Below are 25925 nucleotides of genomic sequence, written 5' to 3'. Positions count from 1 at the left end.
AGGTTGTCCTAAATGAAGACGCCACAATCGGCGTTAGCGACATTGACGCATTTTAGGCGTGGCCGACCGACGTGGGCCGTGCCAACTGGAGGAAACATCGCGATGCGTAAAATCACCACTTTGCTGGCGGGCGCTCTGCTGTCCGCGACCGCTCTGACTGCCGCCAATGCAGACGACGTTGTTGTCGGCGTGAGCTGGTCCAACTTCCAGGAAGAGCGCTGGAAAACAGACGAAGCAGCCATCAAGGGCGCTTTGGATGCTGCTGGCGCGAAATACATCTCCGCCGATGCGCAGAGCTCTTCCGCAAAGCAGCTGTCTGACGTTGAAGCCCTGATTGCTCAGGGCGCGACCGCACTGATCATCCTGGCTCAGGATGCGCAGGCGATCGGCCCGGCTGTTCAGGCTGCAGCTGACGAAGGTATCCCGGTCGTGGGCTATGACCGCCTGATCGACGACCCGCGCGCTTTTTATCTGACTTTCGACAACGTCGAAGTTGGCCGTATGCAGGCTGCTGAAGTTCTGGCTGCTGCGCCGAAAGGCAACTACGTCATGATCAAGGGCTCCCCGACTGACCCGAATGCAGACTTCCTCCGCGGTGGTCAGCAGGAAGTTCTGCAGGCAGCTATCGACTCCGGCGACGTGAAGATCGTTGGCGAGGCCTACACCGACGGTTGGCTTCCGGCGAATGCTCAGCGGAACATGGAACAGATCCTAACGGCAAACGACAACAAGGTTGACGCCGTTGTTGCTTCCAATGACGGCACCGCAGGTGGTGTTGTCGCAGCTCTGACAGCTCAGGGCATGGAAGGCATCCCGGTCTCCGGTCAGGACGGCGACCACGCTGCACTGAACCGTGTTGCCAAGGGCACTCAAACGGTTTCCGTTTGGAAAGACGCTCGTGAGCTCGGCAAGGCTGCCGGTGAAATCGCAGTGTCGCTCGCAAACGGCACCGAAATGAGCGGTGTTGACGGTGCTGCCGCTTGGTCGTCTCCGTCCGGTTCCGAGCTGACAGCCAAATTCCTGGCTCCGCTGCCGATCACCAAGGACAACTTGAGCGCTGTTGTAGATGCAGGCTGGATCACCAAGGACGACCTCTGCCAGGGCGTTTCCGGTGGCCCGGCACCTTGTAACTAATAACAGTACGCCAAACGCGCGGCCCCGGTTAAACTAACCGGGGCCTCTTCACAGGGATCGCTTGAAACAGAGCATTCCACGGGATGGGCCACCCGATGCGAAAGCGTAATGGGCTCCAAGCAGGAGTAACCTCTATGTCCGACACTGCACTGTCGGGGTCCAAAGGCCCGACAGCACGAAACATCTTTGCCGCGTTGCAGCTCGATACTCGGCTGCTTGGCATGATCGGCGCGTTCATTGTCCTTTGTTTAGCGTTCAATGTGTTCACGGACGGCCGGTTTCTTACACCGCGTAACATCTTCAACCTGACGATCCAGACCGTATCCGTGGCCATCATGGCAACCGGCATGGTGTTCGTCATCGTCACCCGACACATCGATTTGTCCGTCGGCTCCCTGCTTGCAACCGTCGCGGCGGTCATGGCGGTCGTGCAGACAGACATCCTGCCGCCAATCCTCGGGCTGGGTCATCCAGGTATCTGGATCCTGGCGATCCTGATCGGCGTGGTCGTCGGTGCCACCATCGGTGCCTTTCAGGGATGGATGATCGGTTATCTGGGCATCCCGGCTTTCATCGTCACGCTCGGCGGCCTTCTGGTCTGGCGAAATGTGGCATGGTTCATCACCTCCGGCCAGACAATCGGTCCGCTCGATGAAACCTTCACGATGATCGGCGGCATCGGCGGCACGATGGGCGAAACCGCATCGTGGATCTTCGGACTGTTGGCCGTTGCTGCTGCAATTTGGCTGCAGGTGGCATCCAGGCGCCGCAAGTCCGCGCACGGATTTCCGGTGAAGCCCGCATGGGCCGAAGCCACGATGGGGGCGATCACAACGATTGCGATCCTCGGGTTCGTCTGGATCCTGAATTCCTACGACATTCCAAAGGCGCGCCTGAAGCGGATCTTCGAAGCCAATGGCGAGACCCTCCCTGAAGGGCTCACAATGGGCTACGGCATCCCCTATTCGGTGCTGCTTTTGATCGTGGTTGCGGTGGTGATGACCATCGTTGCGCGTCGAACCCGGCTCGGACGCTATATCTTTGCAACGGGTGGAAACCCGGATGCAGCCGAGTTGTCGGGCATCAACACCCGGTTCCTGACAGTCAAGGTCTTCGCACTTATGGGCGGTCTTGCTGCTCTGGCAGGTGCGGTTGCAGCAGCACGCCTCGGCTTTTCGACCAACGATATCGGCACGCTCGATGAGCTTCGTGTCATTGCAGCAGCCGTAATTGGTGGAACCGCGCTGGCGGGTGGTGTCGGGACGATCTACGGCGCGATCCTGGGGGCATTGATCATGCAATCATTGCAATCTGGAATGGCCATGGTCGGCGTCGATGCACCGCTTCAGAACATCGTGGTCGGAACCGTCCTGGTTCTCGCGGTTCTGGTCGACATCATCTATCGCAAGCGCACGGGGGACTGATCAATGGACGCACCTCTCGTAGAACTGAAAGACATGTGCATCTCCTTTGGCGGTGTGCGCGCTGTGGACCATGTGTCTGTCGATCTTTACCCGGGCGAAGTCGTTGGTCTTCTGGGCCACAACGGCGCCGGCAAGTCCACACTGATCAAGATGCTGTCGGGTGCTTACAAGTCCGACAGCGGCGAGATCCGCATCAATGGCAAGGAAGTTCATATTCATTCGCCGCGGGACGCGCGCGCGCAAAACATCGAGACCATCTACCAGACGCTGGCTTTGGCGGACAATCTCGATGCAGCGTCGAACATGTTCCTCGGCCGTGAACTGACATCGCCGCTCGGCTTTGTCGATGACGATGCGATGGAAGCCGAAACCCGCAAGATCATGGGGCGTCTCAACCCGAATTTCAAAAAGTTCCATGCGCCGGTGAAGGCTCTTTCTGGCGGTCAGCGTCAGTCTGTGGCAATTGCCCGTGCGGTCTACTTCAACGCCAAGATCCTGATCATGGACGAACCGACGGCAGCGCTCGGTGTTCATGAAACGCAAATGGTTGCGGAGTTGATCCAGGAACTGAAGAAGCAGGGTCTGGGCATCTTCCTGATCAGCCACGACATTCATGATGTCTTTCAGCTGTGTGACCGGATTGCCGTCATGAAAAACGGCCAACTGGTCGGGACAGCCAAAACGACGGATGTCACCGATGACGACGTGCTTGGCATGATCATCCTCGGCAAATGCCCCTCCGGCGCGACACCGGGCCCTGGTGCCCTTGTCGATGACACGGTGGTCGGATAAACCAACAGGACCCGCGATCATTGTGTCGCGGGTCCATGGTCTTCGCGCATGCGCCGGTCACTCCGGTCGGCCAGGCGCGAGATACGTCGTGCCGATACCCGGTCCGGGGATTCGGCCTTCTTTTTGATGCAGTTTGAGGAACGCACCTCATGTATATCGGTCTCGATATCGGCACAAGCTCGGTCAAAGCCATTCTTCTTGATGAGGACCAGTCTCTGGTTGCCTCGGCAACGTCGGACCTGACCGTTGGGCGTCCGCATCCCGGTTGGTCGGAGCAGGACCCGGACAGCTGGTGGACAGCGTGTGAAAACGTTCTTGATGCTTTGAAGGCTGAAGCTCCAGGGGCGCTGGCTGCAGTGAAGGGCATCGGCCTTTCCGGTCATATGCACGGGGCAACTTTGCTGGATGACGCCGGCAAACCGCTCAGGCCCTGCATCCTCTGGAACGATGGCCGTTCAAGCAAGCAGTGTGCAGAACTGCAGGACGCTGAGCCGAAATTTTTGTCGCTTGGCGGCAACCTGGTCATGCCGGGCTTTACCGCACCGAAACTTCAATGGGTGCGTGAAAACGAACCTGAGATCTTTGCACGAACCGCCAAAGTGCTGCTGCCGAAAGACTATGTCCGGTTCAGGCTGACCGGTGAATACGCGGGGGACATGTCGGACAGCGCAGGGACGCTTTGGCTGGATGTTGCAAAGCGGGATTGGAGCGACGACCTTCTTGCAGCAACAGGTCTGACACGCGCTCACATGCCACGGCTTGTGGAAGGCTCATCACCATCCGGCGTGCTGAAGCCGGATCTTTGCGCCCGCTGGGGTATTGAAAAAGCTCCTGTCGTCGCGGGCGGTGGTGGCGACAACGCAGCCTCCGCATGTGGAGTAGGGGCCGTCGAACCAGGGTCGGCCTTTGTATCGCTGGGGACGTCGGGCGTTCTCTTCGTTACAAATGACCGGTTTTCACCAAATGTTGCAGGCGCAGTTCACGCGTTTTGCCACGCCGTACCGGACACGTGGCACCAGATGGGGGTGATCCTGTCGGCAACCGACAGTCTGAATTGGCTGGCGGGTGTCTTGAAAAAGACACCAGCGGCACTGACCGGTGAACTTTCGAAAGTGTCGGCGCCTTCGGCGGTTTCATTCCTGCCCTATTTGGGCGGTGAGCGGACGCCGCACAATGACGTCGACATCCGCGCGGGGTTTTTCGGGATCTCGCATGACACCGGCGATGCAGAACTGACCCATGCAGTGCTCGATGGTGTTGCCTTCGCTTTGAAGGATTGCCTTGAGGCCTTGAGTGTCGCTGGCACGCGTGTCGACCGGCTGCTGGCGGTGGGCGGTGGATCGCGCTCCGACACCTGGCTGGAAATCATTGCCAGCCTGTTGAACGTGACCGTGGACGTTCCGGTCGACGGAGATTTTGGCGGATCGCTCGGGGCTGCACGCCTTGGCCAAGCAGCTGCTCTTGGGACGACGGAGGGTATTTTTTCAAAACCATCCATCAAGGCCAGCATAGAGCCCCGACCCGCGCTGACAGAATCATACGCTGAGGCCTACGGGCGCTGGCGCAAGCTTTATCCGGCTCTGAAGCAGTCCGGTTTCTGAAATTCCAAGGAGATTAGATTATGAGCACTGGGTTTTTTGGCGATTTGCAGCCGATTCAATATGCCGGTCCGTCGAGCCGCGATCCGCTGACATACCGCCATTACAACAAGGACGAAATTGTTCTGGGCAAGCGCATGGAAGACCATTTGCGCCTCGCGGTTTGCTACTGGCACAATTTCTGTTGGCCCGGGTCCGATCCATTCGGCGGCGAAACCTTCATGAGATCCTGGATGGCTGCCGGCGGCGACCCGATGGATCAGGCCCGGCTGAAGGCTGATGTTGCGTTTGAGATGTTCCAGATCCTGGGCATGCCGTTCTTCACATTCCATGACCGGGATATCGCTCCTGAAGGCAAGACGCTCGCCGAGAGCAATGCCAACGTAAACGCGATTGCCGATATCTTTGAAAAGAAAATGGCCGATACCGGCATCGGCCTGTTGTGGGGAACGGCGAACATGTTCTCCAACCGCAGGTTCATGAGCGGCGCTGCCACGAACCCGGACCCGGATGTCTTCGCTTACGCGGCGGCGCAGGTGAAGAACGCCATGGACGTAACCCAACGCCTCAACGGTGCCAACTATGTCCTTTGGGGTGGGCGCGAGGGCTATGAAACCCTGCTCAACACCAACATCAAGCAAGAGCTTGATCAGCTCGGCCGGTTCCTCAACATGGTGGTCGAGTACAAACACAAGATCGGCTTCAAAGGCGCTATCCTGATTGAACCAAAACCTCAGGAACCGTCCAAACACCAGTACGACTATGATGTCGCGACCGTCTATGGCTTCCTGAAGGCCTATGGGCTGGAAAACGAAGTCAAGATGAACATCGAACAGGGCCATGCGATTCTGGCCGGTCATTCCTTCGAACACGAACTGCATATGGCGCGTTCTCTCGGCATTTTCGGATCCGTGGATATGAACCGGAACGATTATCAGTGTGGCTGGGACACCGATCATTTCGGCATGAACGTTCCTGAGCTGGCACTGGCCTATTATGAAATCCTGTTGGCCGGCGGGTTTACCAGCGGCGGTACGAATTTCGATGCCAAACTGCGACGTCAGTCGCTTGATCCGGTTGATTTGATCCAGGCGCATGTCGGCTCTGCAGACGCAATTGCGCGTGGCTTGAAGGCGGCAGCCGAAATGATCGAGGACGGCCGGATGAAAGGCTTCGTCGATGACCGCTATGCCGGTTGGCAAAAGCCGGAAAACGCCGAAATACTTAAGGGCGGTTCTTCTCTTGAAACTCTGGCTGAAAGGGTGCACACCAGCGATCTGGAACCTCAGCCGAAATCCGGCAAGCAGGAATATCTGGAAAGCCTCGCCAATCTGTTTGTCTAAGAGGACGGCACATTTCTGCGCTGGTCAGTCGGTCCGGCCAGCGCAGTCTTCAACAGGCGACCGCTGACGGCGGCAACGTTCGGAACAATATCGAACGTCTTCCCACGTCTTCACCCATTTTCTGCGCCACGAGAACGGACGACCGCAGAAAGCGCATAGCTTTTCGGGCAGGTCGCCTTTCCTGCGCATCTTCATGCACCGTCTCCAAAGAGGTCCGATTGCCTCGGATCCTTCCGGCGGGTGTTGCGGCGGCGCGCACTCTGTCCGCGCATTGGAATGCCGCTTTTTCGACTGCCATGTTTCGATTGGATATCGGCGGCCTTTCCCCGAAAGGCATAGCCCTTGCGAACGGCCCAGACTTTTTCCCGTGCTTCCTTTGCTGCGCTCAGGTGATCAACCACAGGAAACGGATATGTTTTGTCGAGCACCTTGGATGCGTTGTCCGCTTTCCAGGGCTCATGAACAAAGGCTGGGTCAATTTGGGCCAGTTCAGGCACCCAGCGTCGAACAAAGTCGCCGGTGGGATCCTGATCTTGTCCCTGTTTCACCGGATTGTAGATCCTGATCGTATTGATGCCGGTCGTCCCGGATTGCATCTGCACTTGCGGCCAGTGGATGCCCGGCTCGTAGTCTGTAAACAGTCTGGCGAGATGGAGCCCCGGAGCTCTCCAGTCAAGCCAAAGATGATAACTGGCAACTGCCATCAGCATGGCTCGCATGCGGAAATTCATCCAGCCGGTTTGATGAAGCGCACGCATGCATGCGTCGACAAAAGGTAGGCCGGTTTCACCGGTTTGCCAGGCCCTCAGACGTGTCTGGTCCGGCTCCCTTGACCTCAGTCCGTCATAGGCGCGATGCAGGTTGTCAAATTCCAGACGCGGCTCGTCTTCCAGTTTCTGCATGAAGTGGCAATGCCAGTGGAGGCGTCCGGAAAAGGAGCGCATGGCACCCTGCCACGTGCTTTTGCCAGGTTCGTTTGAGTGCTTCAGGTTGCGCTGTCGATCCCATGTTGCCTGTGCGACTTCACGCATGGAAAGCGTTCCGAACGCAAGGTGCGGGGACAGGCGGGAGCAAGCATCAAAGGCCTTGACCGGTGTCGCCATTGCAGCGCGATAGGGTTTTCCGCGCTTGAAAAGGAAGCTCTCCAGTGTGTCCAGAGCAGCCTTTCTACCGCCAATTTGTCGTCCTTTGCACGGGTCTGGCGAAAGGCCTATCTCACTTGCTGTCGGCACATGTCCGGGATCAATGCCGGACAAGGTTTTGAGACAGGGCGTTTCAATAGGCTCGACGGCCATGAAAGTGTCCCAGCGATTTGCCCATCCGTCTCTGGACTCAAGGCGGCGAATGACACCGGTTTGTCGACATTCAGTCCAGACGATCCCGTTTGTGCGGCACCAGTCAGCAACCTGTTTATCCCTCTGATAGGTCCAGCCGTTTCCCGTCTCCTCGTGAGACCAAAGACCCGCGATTGATGTCTGTTGCAAAAGTCGGTTCAAAACATCAGTCACGGCGCCAACGCGAACGATCAACGGCTGGCCTTGCAACGCAAGATCTTCCTTAAGGCCTTCAAGGCATTCCTGTAGAAATGAATACTGCCGTGCGGAAAAATCCGGCTGGGTCCAAAGTGAAGGCTCAACGACATATAGCGGCAGGACCTGGCCTCTCAGCGCAGCACGTTTTAGCGGTTCATGATCCAGTATTCGCAGATCTCTTTTGAACCAGACAACTTGAACTGAAGGTGACACTGTTGAGCAGACCCGACGATTGACCTTGTTATCTTTACGCCGCGCACTGCATTCGGATTTGCGGAGCGTGTCCCTACATCCGGTCGAGCATCTGAGTGCCGTCGGGGTCCGACAGGGAATGCAGGCGATTGGCAGCATGGCGTGCAAATCTGTGAGTGACTGATTTACGCGTCGCGGCAGCGAGTTTGTGTTCAGGCGCATTGCGCAGGATTTCGGCGCCATAGCCGTCGGAAACAATCAGCCCCGCTTCATCCGGAAAAATGTCCAGCGGGACGTCAGGATGAGTTGCGAAAAAAAGACGGTCGCAGTGCTCCCGATAGTCTGGCCATTTGCTGTCTGCTCGGAAGTCGGCGATCGAGGATTTGACTTCGACAATCCATATTTCGTGTTTTGGTCCGAGCGCAATCAGATCAGCGCGACGGGAAGAGGCAAGCGTGACTTCTGCAAGCGAAGCGAAGTTGAGCTGCCGGAGCAAACGCGCCGTCCCGCGCCAAACCTTTAGCGCTGTGTCGGACTGACGCCCGTCTTTCAATGGATCGTCGAGTTGTAGCCTGCCTGGGGATTGCCCAATATCGTTATTCATTCTAATTTTGTTCCATGTTTGTTCGATTTTTTCAAGGGTCATTGAGAAGTTGCACAAACGATGGAGTTGACCTGACGTGAGAAATTGCGTGTCCTAGAAGTCGTTTCGGGCGGCACACACACGGAGGTGTCGACCGATTGGATATGCCAAACCGGGAGGGAACTGGCGCTTGCGAAAACTATTGAATGTTGTCTTTCTGGCGAGCCTGTTTGCTGCCCTCTCGTCTGCAGCGCATGCAGGCAAGGGAGATCGTCTTTTCCAGGTGCCCAAATCCGCCCCGCTTTTGCAGGGCAAGACGCTTGACTTGAGATTTGCTGAATTTGCCCAGGGGATCTGGGTTCGTGAACTGGAAAATTGCCCTGTGCCGCGTGTTGACCGAAGCGAACCGGGATCCGCCCTGGTGATCTATCGGGGATTGCTGGAAACGCCGGGCAGGATTTGCCAGGTCTATGGGGCCGAGCGCGCCGGTCGCATGACACAACGTGCCGCAATCAACTGCCTTTTGAACGATGGTGGTGAATCCATCGAGCTGGTGACCGTCCAGCCACGTGGCACGGATGGGTTGCTCGTACAGGAAGGCGAAAAAGTGCCTGTTCACTTCAGATTTTGCCGTAAGATCATCCCGATCCTGCAGTCTCAAAAAAGCAACTGACCCTGAAACTAGATCTCGGGTCCCGACCAGACGGCTGATCGAGCCGGTTTCTTGGGCGTGCGCGATTCCGCGATATGAGCCGTCAAAGGATCGAGCGCGCACAGGGCGTCGTATTGGCTCAAGAACACCTGACCAGTCAGGTGATCCAGAAAATCGGTGCGCTTCAATCGATCCATGACCGGACCTTTGACTTCCGACAGATGAAACGTGACGTCCGAATCCGAGAGCCTGAGGTTGATTTCTTCAAGGCTTTCAAGCGCGCTGGCATCAACGGCATTTACTGCGGGACACATCAGAACCACATGATCGATATCCGGGTTTTCTGCCACAAGGGCATAGACCCGATCCTCCAGATACCGTGAATTGGCGAAAAAGAGGCTTTCATCGACCCGCAATGTCAGAACGCTGTCTCCGGTAATCACCTTGTGTCGGTCAACATTGCGAAAGTGTTCGGTGCCTGGAACGATTCCGACAATCGCAGTGTGGGGCCGGCTGGAACGATAAAGATAAAGCGCTATCGACAGGCCGACGCCTGTCACCACGCCCTGTTCGACACCAAAAAACAGAGTGACAAGGATGGTGGCCGCCATGGCTGCGAAGTCGCTCTTGGAATAGGCGTAGGTGCGTCGAATGGCACCAAAATCAACAAGCGATAGAACGGCGACGATGATTGTGGCTGCAAGCGTGGCCTGTGGCAGAAAGGTCAAAAGCGGCGTCAGAAACAGCGTCGCAAGCGCGATGCCGACGGCCGTGAATGCGCCGGCTGCAGGTGTTGCGGCACCAGCATCGAAATTGACCACCGAGCGCGCGAAACCGCCGGTGACCGGGTAGCCGCCGGAGACCGCTGAAGCAATGTTGGACGCACCAAGGCCGACCAGTTCCTGATCCGGTTCGATACGTTGGCGTTTCTTGGCCGCAAGGGTCTGTGCGACAGAAACCGACTCCACGAAACCGATGACCGAAATCAGGAGCGCAGGCCCGGCCATGGCCAGCCAAAGGTCGCTGTCAAAGGATGGCAGTTGCGGTACCGGCAAACCGGAGGGAATATCGCCAACAATCCTGACACCGCGCTCACCCAATTCAAACGCCGCAGATAGGATCGTCGTTGCAGCAACCGCTGCCACTGGCCCGGCCTTGGTCAGGATGTCGGCCAGAAAAGGCTTCAGCCCAATACCGAGCAACATCTTTTTCAGGCTTTTCCTGACCCAGAACAGAAACCCAGTCGCGCTGAACCCGATGGCGAAAGTGATCCAGTTGACCTCATTGAGGTGAGACACAATCGACAGAACAATGTCGTATAACGTGTGGCCATGTGCTGGAACACCGAGAAGATGTTTCAGCTGGCTGGAAGCAATCAGAAGGCCTGAGGCGGTTATGAAGCCCGAGATGACCGGGTGACTGAGGAGGTTGGCCAGAAATCCGAGGCGAAACAGCCCCATGAGCACAAGCATCAGACCCGAGACAAACGCCAGCACGATAGCCGCGCCCAGATATTCCGGCGTACCCTGCTGAGCAAATTCACCCACCGCGGAAGCAGTCATGAGCGACACGACGGCAACGGGGCCGACGGCCAATGCCCGGCTGGTGCCGAAAATTGCATAGGCGACCAAAGGAAGAATGGAAGCGTAGAGCCCGACCTCCGGCGGAAGTCCCGCGAGCAGCGCATAGGCCAACGACTGCGGGATCAGCATGATCGTCACGATCACCGCGGCAACCAAGTCGCTGGTCGCCGTCTCCCTGTCGTAGCGGCTGCCCCAGTCAAGTATGGGCAAATAACGCTGAAACCGGATCATCTTGTGCCTTTTCGAGTGCAAAACGAGCCGGAAATCCGGCTCGAAGGAGGTTGGGAAAGAACTCTTCGACTGCGGTCAGGCAGCACTGACCTTTTCAGGTTTTGCCATCCATTCCTTGCCACGCAACATGGCGCGCCAATAGACGGGTGGCAAAATGCGTTCTTTCAAGAGCCATGCAGTCCGCGTTGGCCTGGTCCCGTCCACCAGCCAACGCGGAAAGCTCGGCAACAGCGTTCCGCCATAACCGAACTCGGCAAGTACAATCTTGCCGCGCTCAACCGTTAGCGGACAGGATCCATAACCGTCATACTGTGCCGTGGCGCTATGGCCTTGTATGTCGGAAACGATGTTCTCCGCCACAACGGGTGCCTGCTTGCGCGCAGCTGCAGCGGTTTTGGCATTTGGTGCATTCATGACATCACCCAGAGACCAGATATTCTCAAACGTCTTGTGCCTGAGTGTCGACTGGTCGACGTCAATCCAGCCTGCCGCGTCGGCGAGAGGTGATACCCGGACAAAATCCGGTGCGACTTGGGGTGGGGTCACATGGATCATGTCAAACTCGACATCAATCTGCCTGGGCACCGCATCGGGGACCTTGACCTCGAAAACAGCTTTCTTGGAGGGTCCGTCGATGGCAATCAGGTTGTGAAAGAAATTCAGGTCAGCGCCGTAAAGCTCTATGTATTCCATCAAGGCGGGAACGTAGTCTTTGACCCCGAACAGTGCACCACCGGCATTCATGAACTGAATATCGATCTTGCCGAGCCGTCCTGACTTGTTCCAGTGATCTGCTGACAGATACATCGCCTTTTGCGGCGCACCGGCACATTTGATCGGCATGGGTGGCTGTGTGAAGACGGCACGGCCTTCCTTCATTTTTTGAACCAGTTGCCAGGTGTAAGGGGCCATGTCGTAGCGATAATTCGATGTGACACCGTTCTTGCCGAGCGTGTCGACCAGCCCTTCGACCTTGTGCCAATCGAGTTTGAGTCCTGGGCAAACCACAAGGCGGCCGTATTTCACAACGCGGCAACCATCGAGAAGGATGGCATTGTCTTTCGGTTCGAAAGCGGCAACCGCCGACTTGATCCAGTGCACGCCTTTCGGAATGAGTGAGCCCATGGTCCGGGCCGTATCGGAAGCGTGAAAAATACCGCCACCGACCATGGTCCATCCGGGCTGGTAATAGTGCACATCAGCCGGATCAATTATGGCGATGTCCAGATCGGATTTTCTGGAGAGGAGGCTGGAAGCAACCGAAATGCCCGCCGCTCCGCCGCCGACAACCACGACATCGAACCTGGCATCTTCCACTGCATCCGTCGGCGTCCGTCCGCCATTGGCGATCCGACGCACAACACCCGCCATGTCGTAACCGGCTGCCTTTGTCTGGGCCAGAATATCGGCCAATGGCAGCGTTTCAGCCTGCGACAAGGACCAAAGTGTTGCCGAGCGGGTCCCCGTGCGGCAATAGGCCAGAATCGGCTTTGGCAATTCCTCCATCAATTTGCCGAAGTCGTCCGCATCCTCGTCTCGCACCTTGCCCGCAACAATAGGCAGATAACGTGCCTCGAGACCGAGCTTCATCGCGGCGGCCTCGATTTCCTCAAAGACCGGTTGATCCGCGCCTTCCCCGTCGGGTCTGTTACAGATAACGGATCGAAATCCCTGCTGTGCGATTTCTGCCAGGTCTTGCGGGCGGATTTGCGGTGCTACCGAAATACGTTCATTGATGGGGTTCATGGATTGCCGCCTCCTGCCGGCACCGACTGAAAATCGTCAGCTCACATCAGCCCGCATCCCCACGTTCCGGGGAAGCAGGCTGGCACTTTGTTCTTTTCCGGTTTTCAAAGACCGTTTACGGGCACCTTCAGGAAGGTTTTGCCATTGTCTTCCGACGGGGGAAGCTGTCCGGCACGCATATTCACCTGAAGTGAGGGAATAATAAGCTTCGGCATGTCCAATACGGCGTCGCGTTCCGTCCGGAACTTGACGAATTCGGATTTCGACTTGCCGCCACCGACATGAATGTTGTGTTCTTTTTCGTCTCCAACGGTCGTTTCCCACTGGATGTCCCGGCCATTCGGGCCGTAGTCGTGACACATGAACAAACGCATCGCGTCCGGCAGAGCCAGCAGCTTTTGAATGGAATCGTAAAGCATTGCGGCATCGCCGCCGGGAAAGTCAGCGCGAGCGGATCCACCATCCGGCATGAACAGCGTGTCGCCAACAAAGGCCGCGTCGCCCATGACGTGAACCATGCAGGCGGGCGTATGGCCGGGCGTGTAAATCACGAACGCAGTAAGTTCACCGATCTGATAGGTATCGCCGTCCTTGAACAGCTTGTCGAACTGGCTTCCGTCACGCTGGAACTCGGTGCCTTCGTTGAACACCTTTCCGAAGGTTTCCTGAACCACCGTGATTTTTTCACCGATACCCAACTTTCCGCCGAGCTTTTGCTGAATGTAGGGAGCGGCTGAAAGATGATCCGCGTGTACGTGCGTCTCGATCAACCATTCCAGTTTCAGGTCTTTTTCCTGGATATAGGCGATGATCTCGTCGGCATGATCGTATGTGATGCGCCCCGCCGCGTAGTCGATATCCATAACGCTGTCGACAACGGCGCAGGCATTGGTGGCCGGGTCCTTGACCACATAGCTGATCGTATTTGTGGCCGGGTCAAAGAAAGCTTTGACTTCCGGTTTGCTGGTCATGTCGACCGGGTAATTCGATGTGCTCATCTTCATCTCCCTATATCTTGGTGCTGCCTGGATCAGGCTTGCGCCGTGTCTGATCGATAACGTGTTGAGATTGCCCATCTTGCTGCCAGCATGCCTGCGATGATCGCAGCGAATGTCAGCAAGGGTTCCATCAGTCCAATTCCCAGGACCGGCACCAGACCGCCGGGGCAGAATCCGCTCAATCCCCAGCCAATTCCGAAAATTGCCGAGCCACCGACAAGTCTGGTGTCCAGATCCTGGTTTGTTGGAAGCGCGAATGCCTGGGCCAGAAGCGGTTGTTGCATGCGGAAAATCAGCCGATAGCCGATAGCTGTCACAAGCAGGGCGCCCCCCATCACGAAGGCAAGGCTCGGATCCCAGGTTCCGGCGACATCGAAGAAGTTCAGAACCTTGGCCGGGTTGCCCATCCCGGAAATCAGAATGCCGCATCCGAAGAGGAGGCCGAAAGCGAATGCAAAGAGAAGTCTCATTTCGTCAGCCTCCGAAAACGTGTCTGGTCAGATAAACGGTGATTGCTGCTGTCATCATGAAGGTCATGGTCGCAACGATTGAACGGCCGGACAGCCTGGACATTCCGCACACACCGTGCCCGCTGGTGCACCCGGAACCGAATGTTGTGCCGACACCTGTCAGAAAGCCGCCGACGACCAAAAGCAGCGGAGAGGACGGTATTGAGATTTCCGGAAGCTGACCGCTGAGACCAAGAAAGATCAGAGGGCTTGCAACCATGCCCGCCAGAAAGGCCGCTCGCCACGCCCAATCCTGGTTGAGCTGCGTTGTCAGGAAACCGCTGACGATGCCATTGATGCCGGCAATTCGGCCGTGAACTGCCATAAGAGCAACAGCGGCAAGACCAATCAGGACGCCGCCGCCGAAGCTGAGTAGGGGTGTGAATTCGGTCATGATGAGCCTTTTGTTACTATATGTTCGAATATATGAATATAATAAGAAAGTAGCAAGGGCTTTCGGTATCAACCAACTGCGGACCTGGCGAAAAAGAACAATCTGGCGAGATGCAGGATTTTGCGGCAACCTACCGTGAATGCTGTTTAACGGCTGATGGACGACCTGGGGAAGGGGCGCAAATGAAGATCAATCTGGCTTTGTCAGCCGCATATATTCTTGTCTTGAGCTTGGCCGGTGGCAACATGGCCTTGGCCGCGGATGATGACATCAAGGTCTCTTTGAAGCTCTTCGGCAAGGAAGATATCGAACAGGGAATTGATCGTTGCCGTTTTTCGCTTTGGCAAGATGACAGGGACCCGGAAACTGACCGATACGCATTTCTGTTTCATGCCAACGCGATAAATGATGGATATCAGGGCCCGGCCCGTATCAAGGTAGGAGAAACTGTTCACGCGCTCTACCAGCTGGCAAAGGGTGGTGAGAGCATCAACGGTCTTTCTTCGCACTACCTCTATGCCACCGAAGACCGGGAAATCCGCGTGCATGTCGAGATTGGTGACGCGGGACTTTCTGGTGAACTTTATCGAATCAAAGATGCCGATATGACCGTCATTCAGAAAGGCAAGGTCCCGTTTGTTGCCAGCGCAAAAGGTCATCTGGGGTGTTTGCAGCCGCGCACGCAATCGGCCAAGGCAACGCCGGTTCGCGAACCTGAAACGCGCGTGCCGGGACCGCCGAATGGCATTCCGATCGGGCGTCAGACAATTCTGGATGACATGTCTCAATTGCCACCGGAAGCTGTTCAGCTTGTGCGTGAAAATGCCGGTGATGAATGCGATGTCGACGGGTTTCACGCCTGGGGTGGAGCACGGTATGTCATCAATGATTACTATCTACTCTGGGAAGTGCCCTGCATCTCGGCTGCCTATCAAGCCGCGACAGCGCTCGTGATCACGCAAAACCCGCCACAAGGCTGGGGCAATCTTCTGACCCTGCCCAATCCGCCTGGTGAAAACGGCGAAATCTATCAGGCCATGAATGCGGATATTCTCGGTCCGAAGGGGTTCATCCGCACGACCAGCCTCAATCGTGGTGTTGGCGATTGCGGCAGCTATCGTGTCCACCGGTTGATAGATGCACCGGGTGAGGTTCTGGAGCTCGAGCTTTTGGAATTCAGAGAGAAGTCCGACTGCGACGGTATAGAAATGGCTCCGAAGGACTGGCCGCTTATTTTTCAGGCGTACTGACACGCTTGGCCGAACCGGCTGGTTGTTCAGCCAGCACGACTTCGGTTCCGTCCACACGTTTGCGGGTCATTGCGCCCGACACCAGGAGCGCGGGATTGTCGGCAGGGTCCGGGATATGTAGATCGGTCCTAGGGCCTGAAAACTCACCCATCGGCCGCAAAATGTCTTCATGCACGACACTGCCGACGAACAACGGGCTGATTTGGCCTGCATCAAGAATTTCGTAGCGGCTTGGCCAGAGGCGAAGCACCCACCGGCCGCTTTCTGTTCCCGTGTCGTCATTGCGTATCAGAACAAGATCAGGCTGACGCCCATTCTGGGTCCGCGGCAGAATAGGGAGTGAGTCGGGTGGCGTCTTGCCTTCAACGAAACCGCCTGCGGTTGTCAGGGACCATTTTGGCGGTTGCTGCCAGCCATGCTTTTCTGCAGCAGTTGCGAAGGATCCCAGCGGACCCGAATACTGGATGACCAAGGGCTCTTCCCTGTCGCCGTTCAATTCGATCCGATTGGCTGGCAGGGCCATCCAGCCACCCTCACGCCAACTGGTGGCGGTCATGATTTCCTTGTGGTCGCGCGGTTGATAGGTAACAAGCGCCTGATCGAAGCTTGTCGACAGATGCCAACCGCCAAAAACCGTCAGTGTGAGAACCACGAGGGAGCCTATCGTCAACTGGCCGATTTTCTCATTGTGAATTGGTCCGAATACAAACGCGAACGCAGACACCATGGCTGTTCCGAACAGCAGGCCCGCCAACACATCGGACATCCAATGCGCGCCGAGATAGACGCGTGAAAAGCCGATCGTGATGACGAAGGCGGCGGTAATGGTGAATATGGCGGCTTTTGCCCATCGATTGAGGTCATGAGCGGCCAGGACGGCGCAAATGCCGAATAGAACGGCGTTGAGCGTGGCATGGCCGCTTGGAAAGCTGTAGGCGTCGGCCCCACTGTAGAGTTCGATCGGTCTTGAACGGTGCAAAAGCAGTTTGAACAAAGGCACGAACATCGCGGTGCCCGCCATTGCGATGACAAAACCGATGCCGCGCCGCCAGGCTTTTCGAACAAAGAGATATCCTGCGACGACAACCGCGACAGCTGTCACCACGATCCCGTCGCCGAGCGTCGTCATGAACACCATGATCTTGTCGCCGGCAGGCGTGCGTAGGCTGTCGAATAGGTTCAAAATCGCCAGGTCTGCGCGCACCAACGGCTCGCCTGGAGCAACTTCGCTCACGACCCAGAAAAATGCCGGCATGCTGATCAGCAGCAACAAGGCCGAAGCAAGCATGCCGCTTGACCGTGGGTGCGCTGGGTCAAAGTTTCGTGCGATCCATTGTGACACCGGGTTCCCGTGCCTTGCGAACCAGTTGACGATTGCCGCATGGGCATTGGGAAAAAGGGGCAGGATAATCAGGATCAACCAACGGCCCAGCATGACGGCCAGGAAAATGATCACCAGCAGGACACCGAGCACGAGCGCAAGACGACCGCTGATTTCACCGATCGCACTCAGAGCGGACCCTGCAATGATGCCGGGTCCCAGATGTGCTGCTGCCCAGGCAAATGCAGACGTGACGTTCACGACTGTAAAGCGGGAGAAATTCATGCCTGCCATTCCGGCAATGCCGGGAACCACCGATTTTACGCCCGGCACGAAGCGGCCGATGAAGACACTTTTGCCGCCATGCTGTTTGAAGAACGCCTCACCGCTGTCGAGCATGTGGGTATAATTTCGAAGCGGCCACATGCTTCTGATCTTGTCTTTGAACTTCCAGCCAATCCAATATGAAATGGCATCGCCTGCCGTCGCGCCGAGTGTTGTCCATATGAAGATCGGCACCGGATCCAGGTTGCCGAGCCCTATCAGCGTTCCAGCTCCCACCAGTACGACAGTCGTCGGCACGAACAAACCGATGATGAACAGCGCTTCACCCATGGCGGCCAGAAAACAGATTATGCCAGCCAGAGATGGGTTTTCAGCTATGAACGTCAGAACTGGATCAAGAAATTCGGTCACAGAAATCTGTCTGTTGGATCAGGTATCAAAATCAATTGCAGAAACTGCCCGACCTTGCTTTTCAGGCAGCATCAACTGTTGCTTCATATAAGCGCACATGCGTTCATCCAATAGCGAAAAATCGGTTTGTCATGTCGCGCGGCTGCTCTGACATGAAACAAAGTTATATACTTTCAGGTGCTCAACGATGCGTGCGCCATGCTTTTTCTGGAGGCTTTGATGTTTGAATCGGCACGTTTACCGCAGAAAATGACAAAGAAGACTTTCAAGAAAATGGAGCCGGAGATTCGCGAGGCCTTGCTGTCAGCTCAGCTGCCGGTTGTTGAAAAGCAGTCTTTTTCCACGCTGATTCTGGTCGATGGTCTGGACGGCGCAGGTAAGGGTGAGGCGGTCGCCAGGCTCTATGGTTGGATGGACGCACGTCACCTTGTTTGCAATGCTTACGGTGAGCCGATGGACGAAGCGCGATTGCGTCCGCCTCTTTGGCGGTACTGGCGCGATCTTCCGGCTAAGGGTGAAACAGCCATCGTCTTCGGCAGCTGGTACCAGTCGATCCTGCGCGATCTGATTTACAAGAAGATCGACGAAGACGCTTTCGAAAAGGCGCTGGTGCGAATCCGCCGCTTTGAAGAGATGCTGTCAAACGAAGATGTGCTCATCCTCAAATTCTGGTTCTACCTGCCGAAAAAAGAGCAGGAAAAACGTCTCTCTTCGATTCCGAAAAAGCATGCTGCCCGTCATGTTCTCGCTGATTGGGCAGCGCTCAAGCACCACAAGAAAGCCAGTGAAGCAGGTGAAAAGATCATCCTTGAAACCTCTAAGGGATATGCACCCTGGTTCGTGATCCCCTCCCAAGATCCCGAATATCGGGATGTCGCCTTGGCTCAAACCGTTGCCCGGTCAATGAAGCTGAAAATCGAAGACGGTGAGCCCCGATCTGTGGCAGCTCCGCCGGTCGTCGGCGGCCTGACACGCGAAACAGCAGTCGACACAATTGACCTGACCGAATCGCTCGAAAAGGCCGAATATGTAGAACAGCGGGAACGCTACCAGAAGATCCTGTCGGAGCTTTCGGACCGCAAGGCAATGACCAAAACGGGCGTGGTTCTTGTCTTTCAAGGCAACGATGCAGCCGGCAAGGGCGGGGCCATCCGTCGTGTGATCCGTCCGCTGGACCCGCGTATCTACAAAGTCCATCCTATTTCGGCTCCCACCGATGAGGAAAAGGCGCGTCCTTATCTTTGGCGGTTCTGGCGTCGCTTGCCGCGCAAGGGTCATTTCGCGATCTTTGACCGGTCCTGGTACGAGCGCGTTCTGGTTGAACGCGTCGAGGGATTTGCCGGTCATGAGGACTGGTTGCGGGCCTACAATGAAATCAATGAATTCGAACAGGAGCTGACGGATTTCGGGTTTATCGTCTGCAAATTCTGGCTGGCGATCTCTGAGGATGAGCAGTTGCGCCGTTTCAAGGCGCGGGAAGATACGGCCTACAAGCAGCACAAGATCACCGACGAGGATTGGCGCAACAGATTGAAATGGGATCAATATGCGATTGCGGCAGGTGATATGGTCGACCGGACGTCCACGCACTATGCCCCTTGGACACTTGTCTCATCAGAAGACAAGCGCCACGCCCGGGTTAAAGTTCTCAAGACAATTTGTGAACGGCTGGAAGACCGGCTTGAGGCCTGACCAGCTGGGCGTGCGTTGCATTTGGGAATTTTGGTAGACCAGCAGGGGAACGATCGAACTGCACGAATAGGGTCAAAGCGACTGCGCCAGATAGTCCATGGCTGCCTGTGCGCCACCTTTGCCGTGCGGCATTCCAAGTCTTTGGAAACCGAGTTCCACAGCCGAAAGTGTGCCAAGCAGCATGACCGCATTGACATGACCCATATGCGCGATCCGGATGCCTTTCCCGGACAAGTCTCCTATGGTGCCGCCAACAGTCACACCGCAGACCTCCTTGGTGAAATCGCGCAACGCGGCTGCATTTCCTTCACCAATCTTCAGCACCGTGACGCTGTTGGAGCGGGCATGCGGCTCGCTGACGTTGAAGCTGACGACGCCACCTTCCGACCACACCTCAATCGCTCGGCGCGTCGCTTCACCTAGAAGTGCATGCCTGCGCCAGGCTTTTTCCAGACCTTCTTCAAAAAGGAGCTCCAGAGCCTTTCGGAATCCGAACAGGAGGTGCTCTGGTGGGGTGCCGCAGTATTTCTGGTAGTGTTCTGCTCCCTGACGGAATGTCCAGTCAGTGTAGTTTGTCCTTAGGTCCGCGGTCTTGTGCGCCTCGTCTGCTTTCGGACCAGCGGCAACAAAGGAGAGCCCGGGAGGGCACATCAGACCTTTTTGGGATCCGGTGAGTGCCACATCGACGCCCCAGGCATCCATTTCAAACGGCATGCAGCCAAGCGATGCAATGGTATCGACCATGAAAAGAGCGGGGTGTCCGGCGGCATCAATTGCTTGCCTCAGTGCCGCGATGTCATTCCAGACACCAGACGCTGTGTCGACTTGCACCACCAGTACGGCCCGAATTTCGTGCGACTTGTCCATGGCAAGACGGTCCTCAAGGCGTTTGGGATCGACGCTCTTCTCCCAAGACCCCGGCAGGACTTCGACATTCAGCCCATTGATCTGCCCGGCCTCGCCCCAGCCGAGTGCAAAACGGCCGGACTCCAGAACCAATACCTTGTCGCCCCGACGAAGTGTGTTGCACAGGGCAGCATCCCAGGCTCCATGGCCGTTGGAAGCGTAAATGTAGGTCTTGCCATTGGTTCGGAATGTTTCCTTGAGCTTGGCAAGGCAATAATCTGTGGTTTCCAACAGAGGACCTTCGTAAATGTCCACGGCGGGGCGGTGCATGGCGCGCAGCACCTCGTCGGGCACATTCGTTGGACCGGGGATCATCAAAAACTCTTTGCCATTGCGCAGCGTCACGGGGAGATCCTTGTTTTTCCAGTGGAGATCAGAACGGACTTGTCGGAGGGATTGGTATGTAGCCGGATGCCAAAATTGTCGCTACGGACCGATCCGTCAAGACTGCAACACCTCTGGGACTGAACGTCGAATGTCGGCTCAATCGCTACCTTGCTGCAATTGCGAACAAGAGGATGGAGCAATTGTGATAGGAGCATCTCGACGGAGCAATTTGCGTCCGCGAGCGCCGCCAGGGGTTAACACACTGAAAAAACAATTGATTAGATAGCTGGTTGAAATAATGAAAGAGGCTGCGCCCTGCGGTTGAACAGAAAACACCTTGTCTCCGCAAAGCAATTTCTTCAAGTTACAACCGGTCGGTATCGTCAGTTAGGCGTTGCAGCATGATCCTGGTGAATGAAGGTGAAAGCCCTGTTATTCTGTGCCTGCCTCACAGCGGTACGGACATGCCCGAAGCTGTGTCAAAACGGCTGAATGCAACTGGACGCCTGCAGGCCGATTTGTCCTGGCAGCTGGACCGCGTTTTTGACTTTCACCATATCTTGAACGTAACGGTGATCCGTTCGACTGTGTCTCGATATGTGATCGATCTGGACAAGCCCGTTGGAAATGGTGACGGCGAACATTGTCCCGTCACGACACTTGATGGAAAACGGATTTATCAGGAAGGCGAGGAGCCTGGTCCAACCGAGATTGAGCAACGTGAACTGTTGTTTTATGATCCGTTCCACAAGGCTTTGAGACACCAACTGGATCGGTTGACTAAGAAGCATGGCAAGGTCATTCTTCTGGATTGCCAATCCATGCGCTCCCATATCAAGGGTGTTACCGGCAAAGGTCTGCCGCTGGTCAGCGTCGGCAGCATGGACGGCAAATCGACCGACCCCGACCTGCGCAATCTTCTGGTGGGGTCGTTTCAAGGGCTTCCAGGCTTCACAATCAGCGTTGACGAACACGCAAAAGGTGGCTTGATAACGCGCACTTTAGGGCAGCCGGATCGTGGTGTGCACGCCATGTCGCTCCTTCTGGCGCAACGGGCCTACCTGCGACATGAATCGCCGCCATTTGAACCTGACAAGACCCGCGTTGAACGTTTGCGTGAAGTACTCCAGGACATGTTAACCAGACTGATCGACTGGACAGCACTTCCGGACAAAAATGGGAATGAGGCAAGTTCCGGCGAAGTCAGCCAAGAACCGGAGGCTGACAGCGATCCATCTGGCGAGATGTCTGACGATGAGGTCGTTGCACCAAATGCTGAAGAGACGGAGCATCGTCAGGAAGCAGAAATCGAGGTGGATCCGGTAGATGCCTCGCAGTCGACTTCAAATGACAGTGGCGAACCGGAAAGCGGCGTATCCGACGAACTGCCGGAAAAACCGCTTCTGGTTGCTGAATAGCACCGTCACTCCGCCAAACGATTGAGGCAGACCAACGAACCATCGCCGTTGCACTGATCAGCGCCTTTCCGGCTCTCAATCGTTGCATGCTTCAGCTCGCATCCTTGAGTGAAGGGGAATGAAGCATTCCTCGAAGCAATCTGCGTATCGGAGCATCCGGCAAGACGCCGATGGCAAAGTTTAGATGTTCGACGTCGTTAGAAGAAAGCCTGCAGGCCGGTCTGTGCCCGACCGAGGATCAGCGCATGGATGTCATGCGTTCCTTCATAGGTGTTCACCGTTTCCAGGTTCTGTGCATGGCGCATGACATGATACTCTTCCTGGATACCGTTGCCGCCGTGCATGTCGCGAGCCTGACGGGCAATATCCAGCGCCTTGCCGCAATTGTTGCGCTTGATGAGCGAGATCATCTCCGGAGCAACATTGCCAGCGTCGAACAGACGACCGACGCGGAGAGCTGCCTGAAGGCCGAGCGTTATCTCGGTCTGCATATCCGCTAGTTTTTTCTGAAAAAGCTGTGTCTGGGCCAGCGGTCTGCCAAACTGTTCCCTGTCGAGGCCATATTGCAGGGCACGGGTCCAACAGTCTTCAGCTGCGCCCATGGAACCCCACGCAATGCCGTAGCGAGCCCGATTCAAGCAACCAAACGGCCCTTTCAGACCCGAAACATTCGGCAACAGGGCATCTTCGCCAACGTCTACGCCGTCCATGACGATTTCGCCCGTGATCGAAGCGCGCAGGGAGAGTTTGCCGCCGACTTTCGGAGCGCTGAGGCCTTTCGTGCCCTTGTCGAGCACAAACCCGCGGATGGCGCCGTCATGCGCTTCAGACTTTGCCCACACAACAAAGACATCGGCGATCGGAGCGTTGGAGATCCACATTTTGGTGCCAGTCAACCGGTAACCGCCATCTGTCTTTTCCGCACGCGTGCGCATACCGGCAGGGTCTGAACCGGCGTCAGGTTCGGTTAGGCCGAAACATCCAACATATTCGCCGGTGGCAAGCTTTGGCAGGTATTTCTGCCGCTGTTCTTCCGAACCATAAGCGTAGATTGGATACATGACCAACGATGATTGAACGCTCATCATGGATCGGTAACCGCTGTCGACACGTTCAATTTCCCGCGCGACAACACCATAAGAAACGTAAGATGCCCCTGCGCAACCGTAGTCTTCCGGTAACGTTACGCCGAGCAGGCCAAGTTCACCCATTTCATTGAAGATTTCCCGGTCGGTCTTTTCTTCCCGGTAGGCCTCAATGATGCGCGGCTGAAGTTTGTCTTGCGCAAAGGCGCGCGCCGTGTCCTGGATCAGCTGTTCATCTTCGTTTAGCTGGCTTCTCAGCTGGAACGGATCCTGCCAATCGAATGTGCCGCCGCCTGCTGGCGAGGATTTAATTTGAGCCGGTGCATTCATGACTGTGTTCTCCCGCGGGGCTGTCGAGGCTGCTGAATTCGGTGTCTCGTACCGGTGTTCATTCTGTTTCCTCTGGTTTTAGTGCAGTTTCGTTTGCAGAAAAGCGAAACCTGCTCCATCATTCATGACAAAATGGAATGATCTGAAGGCAATTGCTATGCGCCGTGCATTCGTCCCGCCTGCCGATACGCTGATCGCCTTCGAATGCGCAGCTCGACATTTGAGTTTCACGCGTGCCGCAGAAGAGCTGCACCTGACACAGGGCGCGATCTCAAAACAGGTGCGCCAACTGGAAGACAGACTTGGCGTGGAGCTGTTTCGCCGTGTGCGGCAGCGCATAGTGCTGACTGACGCCGGCCGGCTTTATCTGCACGACATCCGCGGCGCCCTGGAGCAGATGACTGCTGCCACGCGCCAGGTCATGTCCTATGCCGGTAGCGCAGACGTCCTGAACCTTGCCGTTCTGCCGACCTTCGGCACACGATGGCTTGCTCCCCGGCTCGCAGGCTTTGCGCGCCGTTATCCGGATGCCGGATTGAACTTGAGTGTTCGCCTGCAGCCTTTCGATTTTGGTGAAGAACCGTTCGATGGAGCAATTCATCATGGAGATCCGGTCTGGGCCGGAGCGATCGCCGAACACTTGTTCGACGAAGAGGTTATTCCGGTCGCGTCCCGGGCATTTCGGGACAGGCACGAGATTCGGTCGCCCATGGACCTTGTCCGCGTGCCGCGACTGCAACTGGCGACGAGACCGTTTGCCTGGAGGCAATGGTTCGACCTTGCCGGTGTGGAAACCGATGCAGCGTTCCAAGGCGCGCGTTTCGAACAGTTTGTCATGATCTCGGAGGCCGCCATCCATCATGCGGGTGCTGCGCTCATTCCCCGCTTTTTCGTCGAGGCGGAACTCTCTTCCGGCCGTCTGGTGCGCCTGTTCGACCTTTCTGTGCAGCAACAAAGCGCTTATTATTTTGTCTATCCGGAAGGGCGCACCATGCGACCGGTTGTTTCCGCATTTCGCCAATGGTTGATGGAAGAAGCCCGTGCTGCGCGTACCGCACGGGACACCATGCTCCCTGGTTGACCTTCAAAGACGGCTATGCTTGCGAATGTTCCGGGCACGACGTTGCCGCCGCGTCTCAACGGTCGGAGTGCTGCACCTTGAAACTGGACTGCCGCTTGATCTGGCTCGAAACATCTCCACATGCGCCGTGCAATCGGTTATCTGAACCGGATCTGAAGACATCACCGCGAACACCCGGGCAGAAAGGACAGAACCTTGGACAAACAGCATCTGCGTCTGATCCTAAACGGTAAATCTGCTGGCCGGAGCGACGTACGTTCTGCTGTTGAGGCGGTGCGGGCCATGGGACACGTGGTATCCGTTCGGGTCACCTTCGAAGCCGGAGATATCACCCGGTTGGCTCAGGAAGCCCTCAGGGATCATGAAGATCAAAAGATCGACACACTGGTCAGTGGTGGCGGCGATGGAACGCTTCACGAGGTCGTGGATGCCGTTCTGCACAGCGTGCCGGTGGGTGAAAGCCCCCCTTTCGCCTTTGCCGTTTTGCCACTTGGTACCGCCAATGATTTTGCACGGCACATTCGCCTTGACCCTTCAGACATCACTTCCTGTCTGCGATTTGCCGCAAGGGCCAGCGCCAAACCGATGGATATCGGAGAGGTCAACGGTTGTTCCTTCGTCAATATGGCAACTGGAGGGTTCGGCACGCAGGTCACGGCACAGACCGATCCCAACCTGAAGCGCGTGCTGGGCGGGGCTGCCTATCTATTTACCGGTCTCAACCGCTTTTCCGAGCTTGCAGCCTGTCAGGCACGGATCGAGGCAGAAGGGTTTGAGTGGGAAGGCGCTTTTCTTGCGCTTGCCATCGGCAACGGCCGCCGCGCCGGAGGCGGCATTCGCCTCTGCCCCCGTGCCAAACTGGATGACGGTTTCCTCGACCTGACAATCCTGCCTTTCCCAAAATCGGGAAAGGCCATCGACCTCCTCCAAACTCTCCTCGACAGAGGAGCTGACGATCTGACGCATGGTCTAATCATGCGAAGAGTTCGCCATGTTCAGATCGAAACCGAAAAATCGGTCCAGTTCAATCTCGACGGCGAACCCAGAAATGGACAGTCCTGGCAGATTGCGATAAGGCATCACTGCATCGACATGCGGCGGTGAGGTT

General features: G+C 56.4%; 22 protein-coding genes. 11 read left to right on the top strand and 11 right to left on the bottom strand.

What is annotated here, in order from left to right:
* Positions 1–102 precede the first annotated feature (102 nt).
* From xylF to xylA, 5 genes are all read left to right on the top strand, one after another.
* Positions 103–1134, top strand: coding sequence for a D-xylose ABC transporter substrate-binding protein (gene xylF / locus K1718_RS00980; RefSeq protein WP_152498975.1), 1032 nt, complete (start codon positions 103–105; stop codon positions 1132–1134).
* Between the two features lie 134 nt (positions 1135–1268).
* Positions 1269–2558 carry a sugar ABC transporter permease gene (locus K1718_RS00975; RefSeq protein ID WP_265680033.1) on the top strand — a complete coding sequence of 430 codons (1290 nt, stop codon included), beginning with the start codon at positions 1269–1271 and terminating at the stop codon, positions 2556–2558.
* A gap of 3 nt (positions 2559–2561) precedes the next feature.
* Positions 2562–3350 carry an ATP-binding cassette domain-containing protein gene (locus K1718_RS00970; protein ID WP_152498973.1) on the top strand — a complete coding sequence of 263 codons (789 nt, stop codon included), beginning with the start codon at positions 2562–2564 and terminating at the stop codon, positions 3348–3350.
* A 149-nt stretch (positions 3351–3499) separates the two neighbouring features.
* Entirely contained in the window at positions 3500–4951 is a 1452-nt protein-coding gene (gene xylB, locus K1718_RS00965; protein WP_265680034.1) for a xylulokinase, read from the top strand.
* Positions 4952–4971: 20 nt separating this feature from the next.
* Entirely contained in the window at positions 4972–6291 is a 1320-nt protein-coding gene (xylA, locus tag K1718_RS00960) for a xylose isomerase (protein ID WP_265680035.1), read from the top strand.
* 24 nt (positions 6292–6315) lie between these two features.
* Here the strand turns inward: xylA and K1718_RS00955 are convergent, their stop codons facing one another.
* The 3 genes from K1718_RS00955 to K1718_RS00945 all read right to left on the bottom strand — a co-directional run bounded on the left by K1718_RS00955 (position 6316) and on the right by K1718_RS00945 (position 8619).
* Positions 6316–6480 (bottom strand): DUF2256 domain-containing protein, encoded by a 165-nt coding sequence (locus tag K1718_RS00955; RefSeq protein ID WP_265682436.1) that lies wholly within the window; start codon positions 6478–6480, stop codon positions 6316–6318.
* A 2-nt stretch (positions 6481–6482) separates the two neighbouring features.
* Entirely contained in the window at positions 6483–8036 is a 1554-nt protein-coding gene (locus tag K1718_RS00950) for an FAD-binding domain-containing protein (protein ID WP_265680036.1), read from the bottom strand.
* 73 nt (positions 8037–8109) lie between these two features.
* On the bottom strand, positions 8110–8619 hold the full coding sequence (locus K1718_RS00945) for an MmcB family DNA repair protein (protein WP_265680037.1): 510 nt from the start codon (positions 8617–8619) through the stop codon (positions 8110–8112).
* A 169-nt stretch (positions 8620–8788) separates the two neighbouring features.
* On the opposite strand from K1718_RS00945, the gene K1718_RS00940 reads away from it, so the two are divergent.
* On the top strand, positions 8789–9271 hold the full coding sequence (locus K1718_RS00940) for a hypothetical protein (RefSeq protein WP_152498968.1): 483 nt from the start codon (positions 8789–8791) through the stop codon (positions 9269–9271).
* 8 nt (positions 9272–9279) lie between these two features.
* On the opposite strand, the gene K1718_RS00935 is transcribed toward K1718_RS00940, so the two are convergent.
* From K1718_RS00935 to K1718_RS00915, 5 genes are all read right to left on the bottom strand, one after another.
* Positions 9280–11064, bottom strand: coding sequence for a SulP family inorganic anion transporter (locus tag K1718_RS00935; RefSeq protein WP_265680038.1), 1785 nt, complete (start codon positions 11062–11064; stop codon positions 9280–9282).
* 75 nt (positions 11065–11139) lie between these two features.
* Entirely contained in the window at positions 11140–12810 is a 1671-nt protein-coding gene (locus K1718_RS00930; protein WP_265680039.1) for a bifunctional protein tyrosine phosphatase family protein/NAD(P)/FAD-dependent oxidoreductase, read from the bottom strand.
* Between the two features lie 104 nt (positions 12811–12914).
* Entirely contained in the window at positions 12915–13808 is an 894-nt protein-coding gene (locus tag K1718_RS00925; protein ID WP_152498966.1) for an MBL fold metallo-hydrolase, read from the bottom strand.
* Between the two features lie 32 nt (positions 13809–13840).
* On the bottom strand, positions 13841–14278 hold the full coding sequence (locus tag K1718_RS00920; RefSeq protein ID WP_265680040.1) for a DUF6691 family protein: 438 nt from the start codon (positions 14276–14278) through the stop codon (positions 13841–13843).
* 4 nt (positions 14279–14282) lie between these two features.
* Positions 14283–14711: a YeeE/YedE family protein gene (locus tag K1718_RS00915; RefSeq protein ID WP_265680041.1), complete on the bottom strand. Its 429-nt coding sequence runs from the start codon at positions 14709–14711 to the stop codon at positions 14283–14285.
* 182 nt (positions 14712–14893) lie between these two features.
* On the opposite strand from K1718_RS00915, the gene K1718_RS00910 reads away from it, so the two are divergent.
* The gene (locus tag K1718_RS00910) at positions 14894–15961 is read left to right on the top strand and encodes a DUF1176 domain-containing protein (RefSeq protein WP_265680042.1); all 1068 of its coding nucleotides are present in this window, start codon (positions 14894–14896) and stop codon (positions 15959–15961) included.
* Here the strand turns inward: K1718_RS00910 and K1718_RS00905 are convergent.
* Positions 15942–17978, bottom strand: a complete 2037-nt coding sequence (locus K1718_RS00905; RefSeq protein ID WP_265680043.1) for a bifunctional DedA family/phosphatase PAP2 family protein — start codon at positions 17976–17978, stop codon at positions 15942–15944. The two genes, K1718_RS00910 and K1718_RS00905, sit on opposite strands and share 20 nt — an antisense overlap.
* 219 nt (positions 17979–18197) lie before the next feature.
* Here K1718_RS00905 and pap point away from each other — a divergent pair, with 219 nt between their 5' ends.
* The gene (gene pap, locus K1718_RS00900) at positions 18198–19670 is read left to right on the top strand and encodes a polyphosphate:AMP phosphotransferase (protein WP_265680044.1); all 1473 of its coding nucleotides are present in this window, start codon (positions 18198–18200) and stop codon (positions 19668–19670) included.
* A 72-nt stretch (positions 19671–19742) separates the two neighbouring features.
* Here the strand turns inward: pap and K1718_RS00895 are convergent, their stop codons facing one another.
* Complete coding sequence (locus tag K1718_RS00895) at positions 19743–20921, bottom strand: pyridoxal-phosphate-dependent aminotransferase family protein (protein ID WP_265680045.1); 1179 nt, start codon at positions 20919–20921, stop codon at positions 19743–19745.
* 383 nt (positions 20922–21304) lie between these two features.
* Here K1718_RS00895 and K1718_RS00890 point away from each other — a divergent pair, with 383 nt between their 5' ends.
* The gene (locus K1718_RS00890; RefSeq protein ID WP_265680046.1) at positions 21305–22321 is read left to right on the top strand and encodes an N-formylglutamate amidohydrolase; all 1017 of its coding nucleotides are present in this window, start codon (positions 21305–21307) and stop codon (positions 22319–22321) included.
* Between the two features lie 197 nt (positions 22322–22518).
* Here K1718_RS00890 and K1718_RS00885 read toward each other — a convergent pair whose 3' ends face one another.
* Positions 22519–23736: an acyl-CoA dehydrogenase gene (locus K1718_RS00885; RefSeq protein ID WP_173005826.1), complete on the bottom strand. Its 1218-nt coding sequence runs from the start codon at positions 23734–23736 to the stop codon at positions 22519–22521.
* Between the two features lie 157 nt (positions 23737–23893).
* Here K1718_RS00885 and K1718_RS00880 point away from each other — a divergent pair, with 157 nt between their 5' ends.
* A complete protein-coding gene (locus K1718_RS00880) occupies positions 23894–24817 on the top strand; it encodes a LysR substrate-binding domain-containing protein (RefSeq protein WP_265680047.1) in 924 nt (307 codons plus the stop codon).
* A gap of 195 nt (positions 24818–25012) precedes the next feature.
* Positions 25013–25921: a lipid kinase YegS gene (gene yegS / locus K1718_RS00875; protein ID WP_265680048.1), complete on the top strand. Its 909-nt coding sequence runs from the start codon at positions 25013–25015 to the stop codon at positions 25919–25921.
* The last annotated feature ends 4 nt before the right edge of the window (positions 25922–25925 follow it).

The organism is Roseibium porphyridii (assembly GCF_026191725.2).
GTDB lineage: Bacteria > Pseudomonadota > Alphaproteobacteria > Rhizobiales > Stappiaceae > Roseibium > Roseibium porphyridii.
Note: the sequence above shows the minus strand (reverse complement) of the source record. Positions and strands in the feature narration are given on the sequence as shown.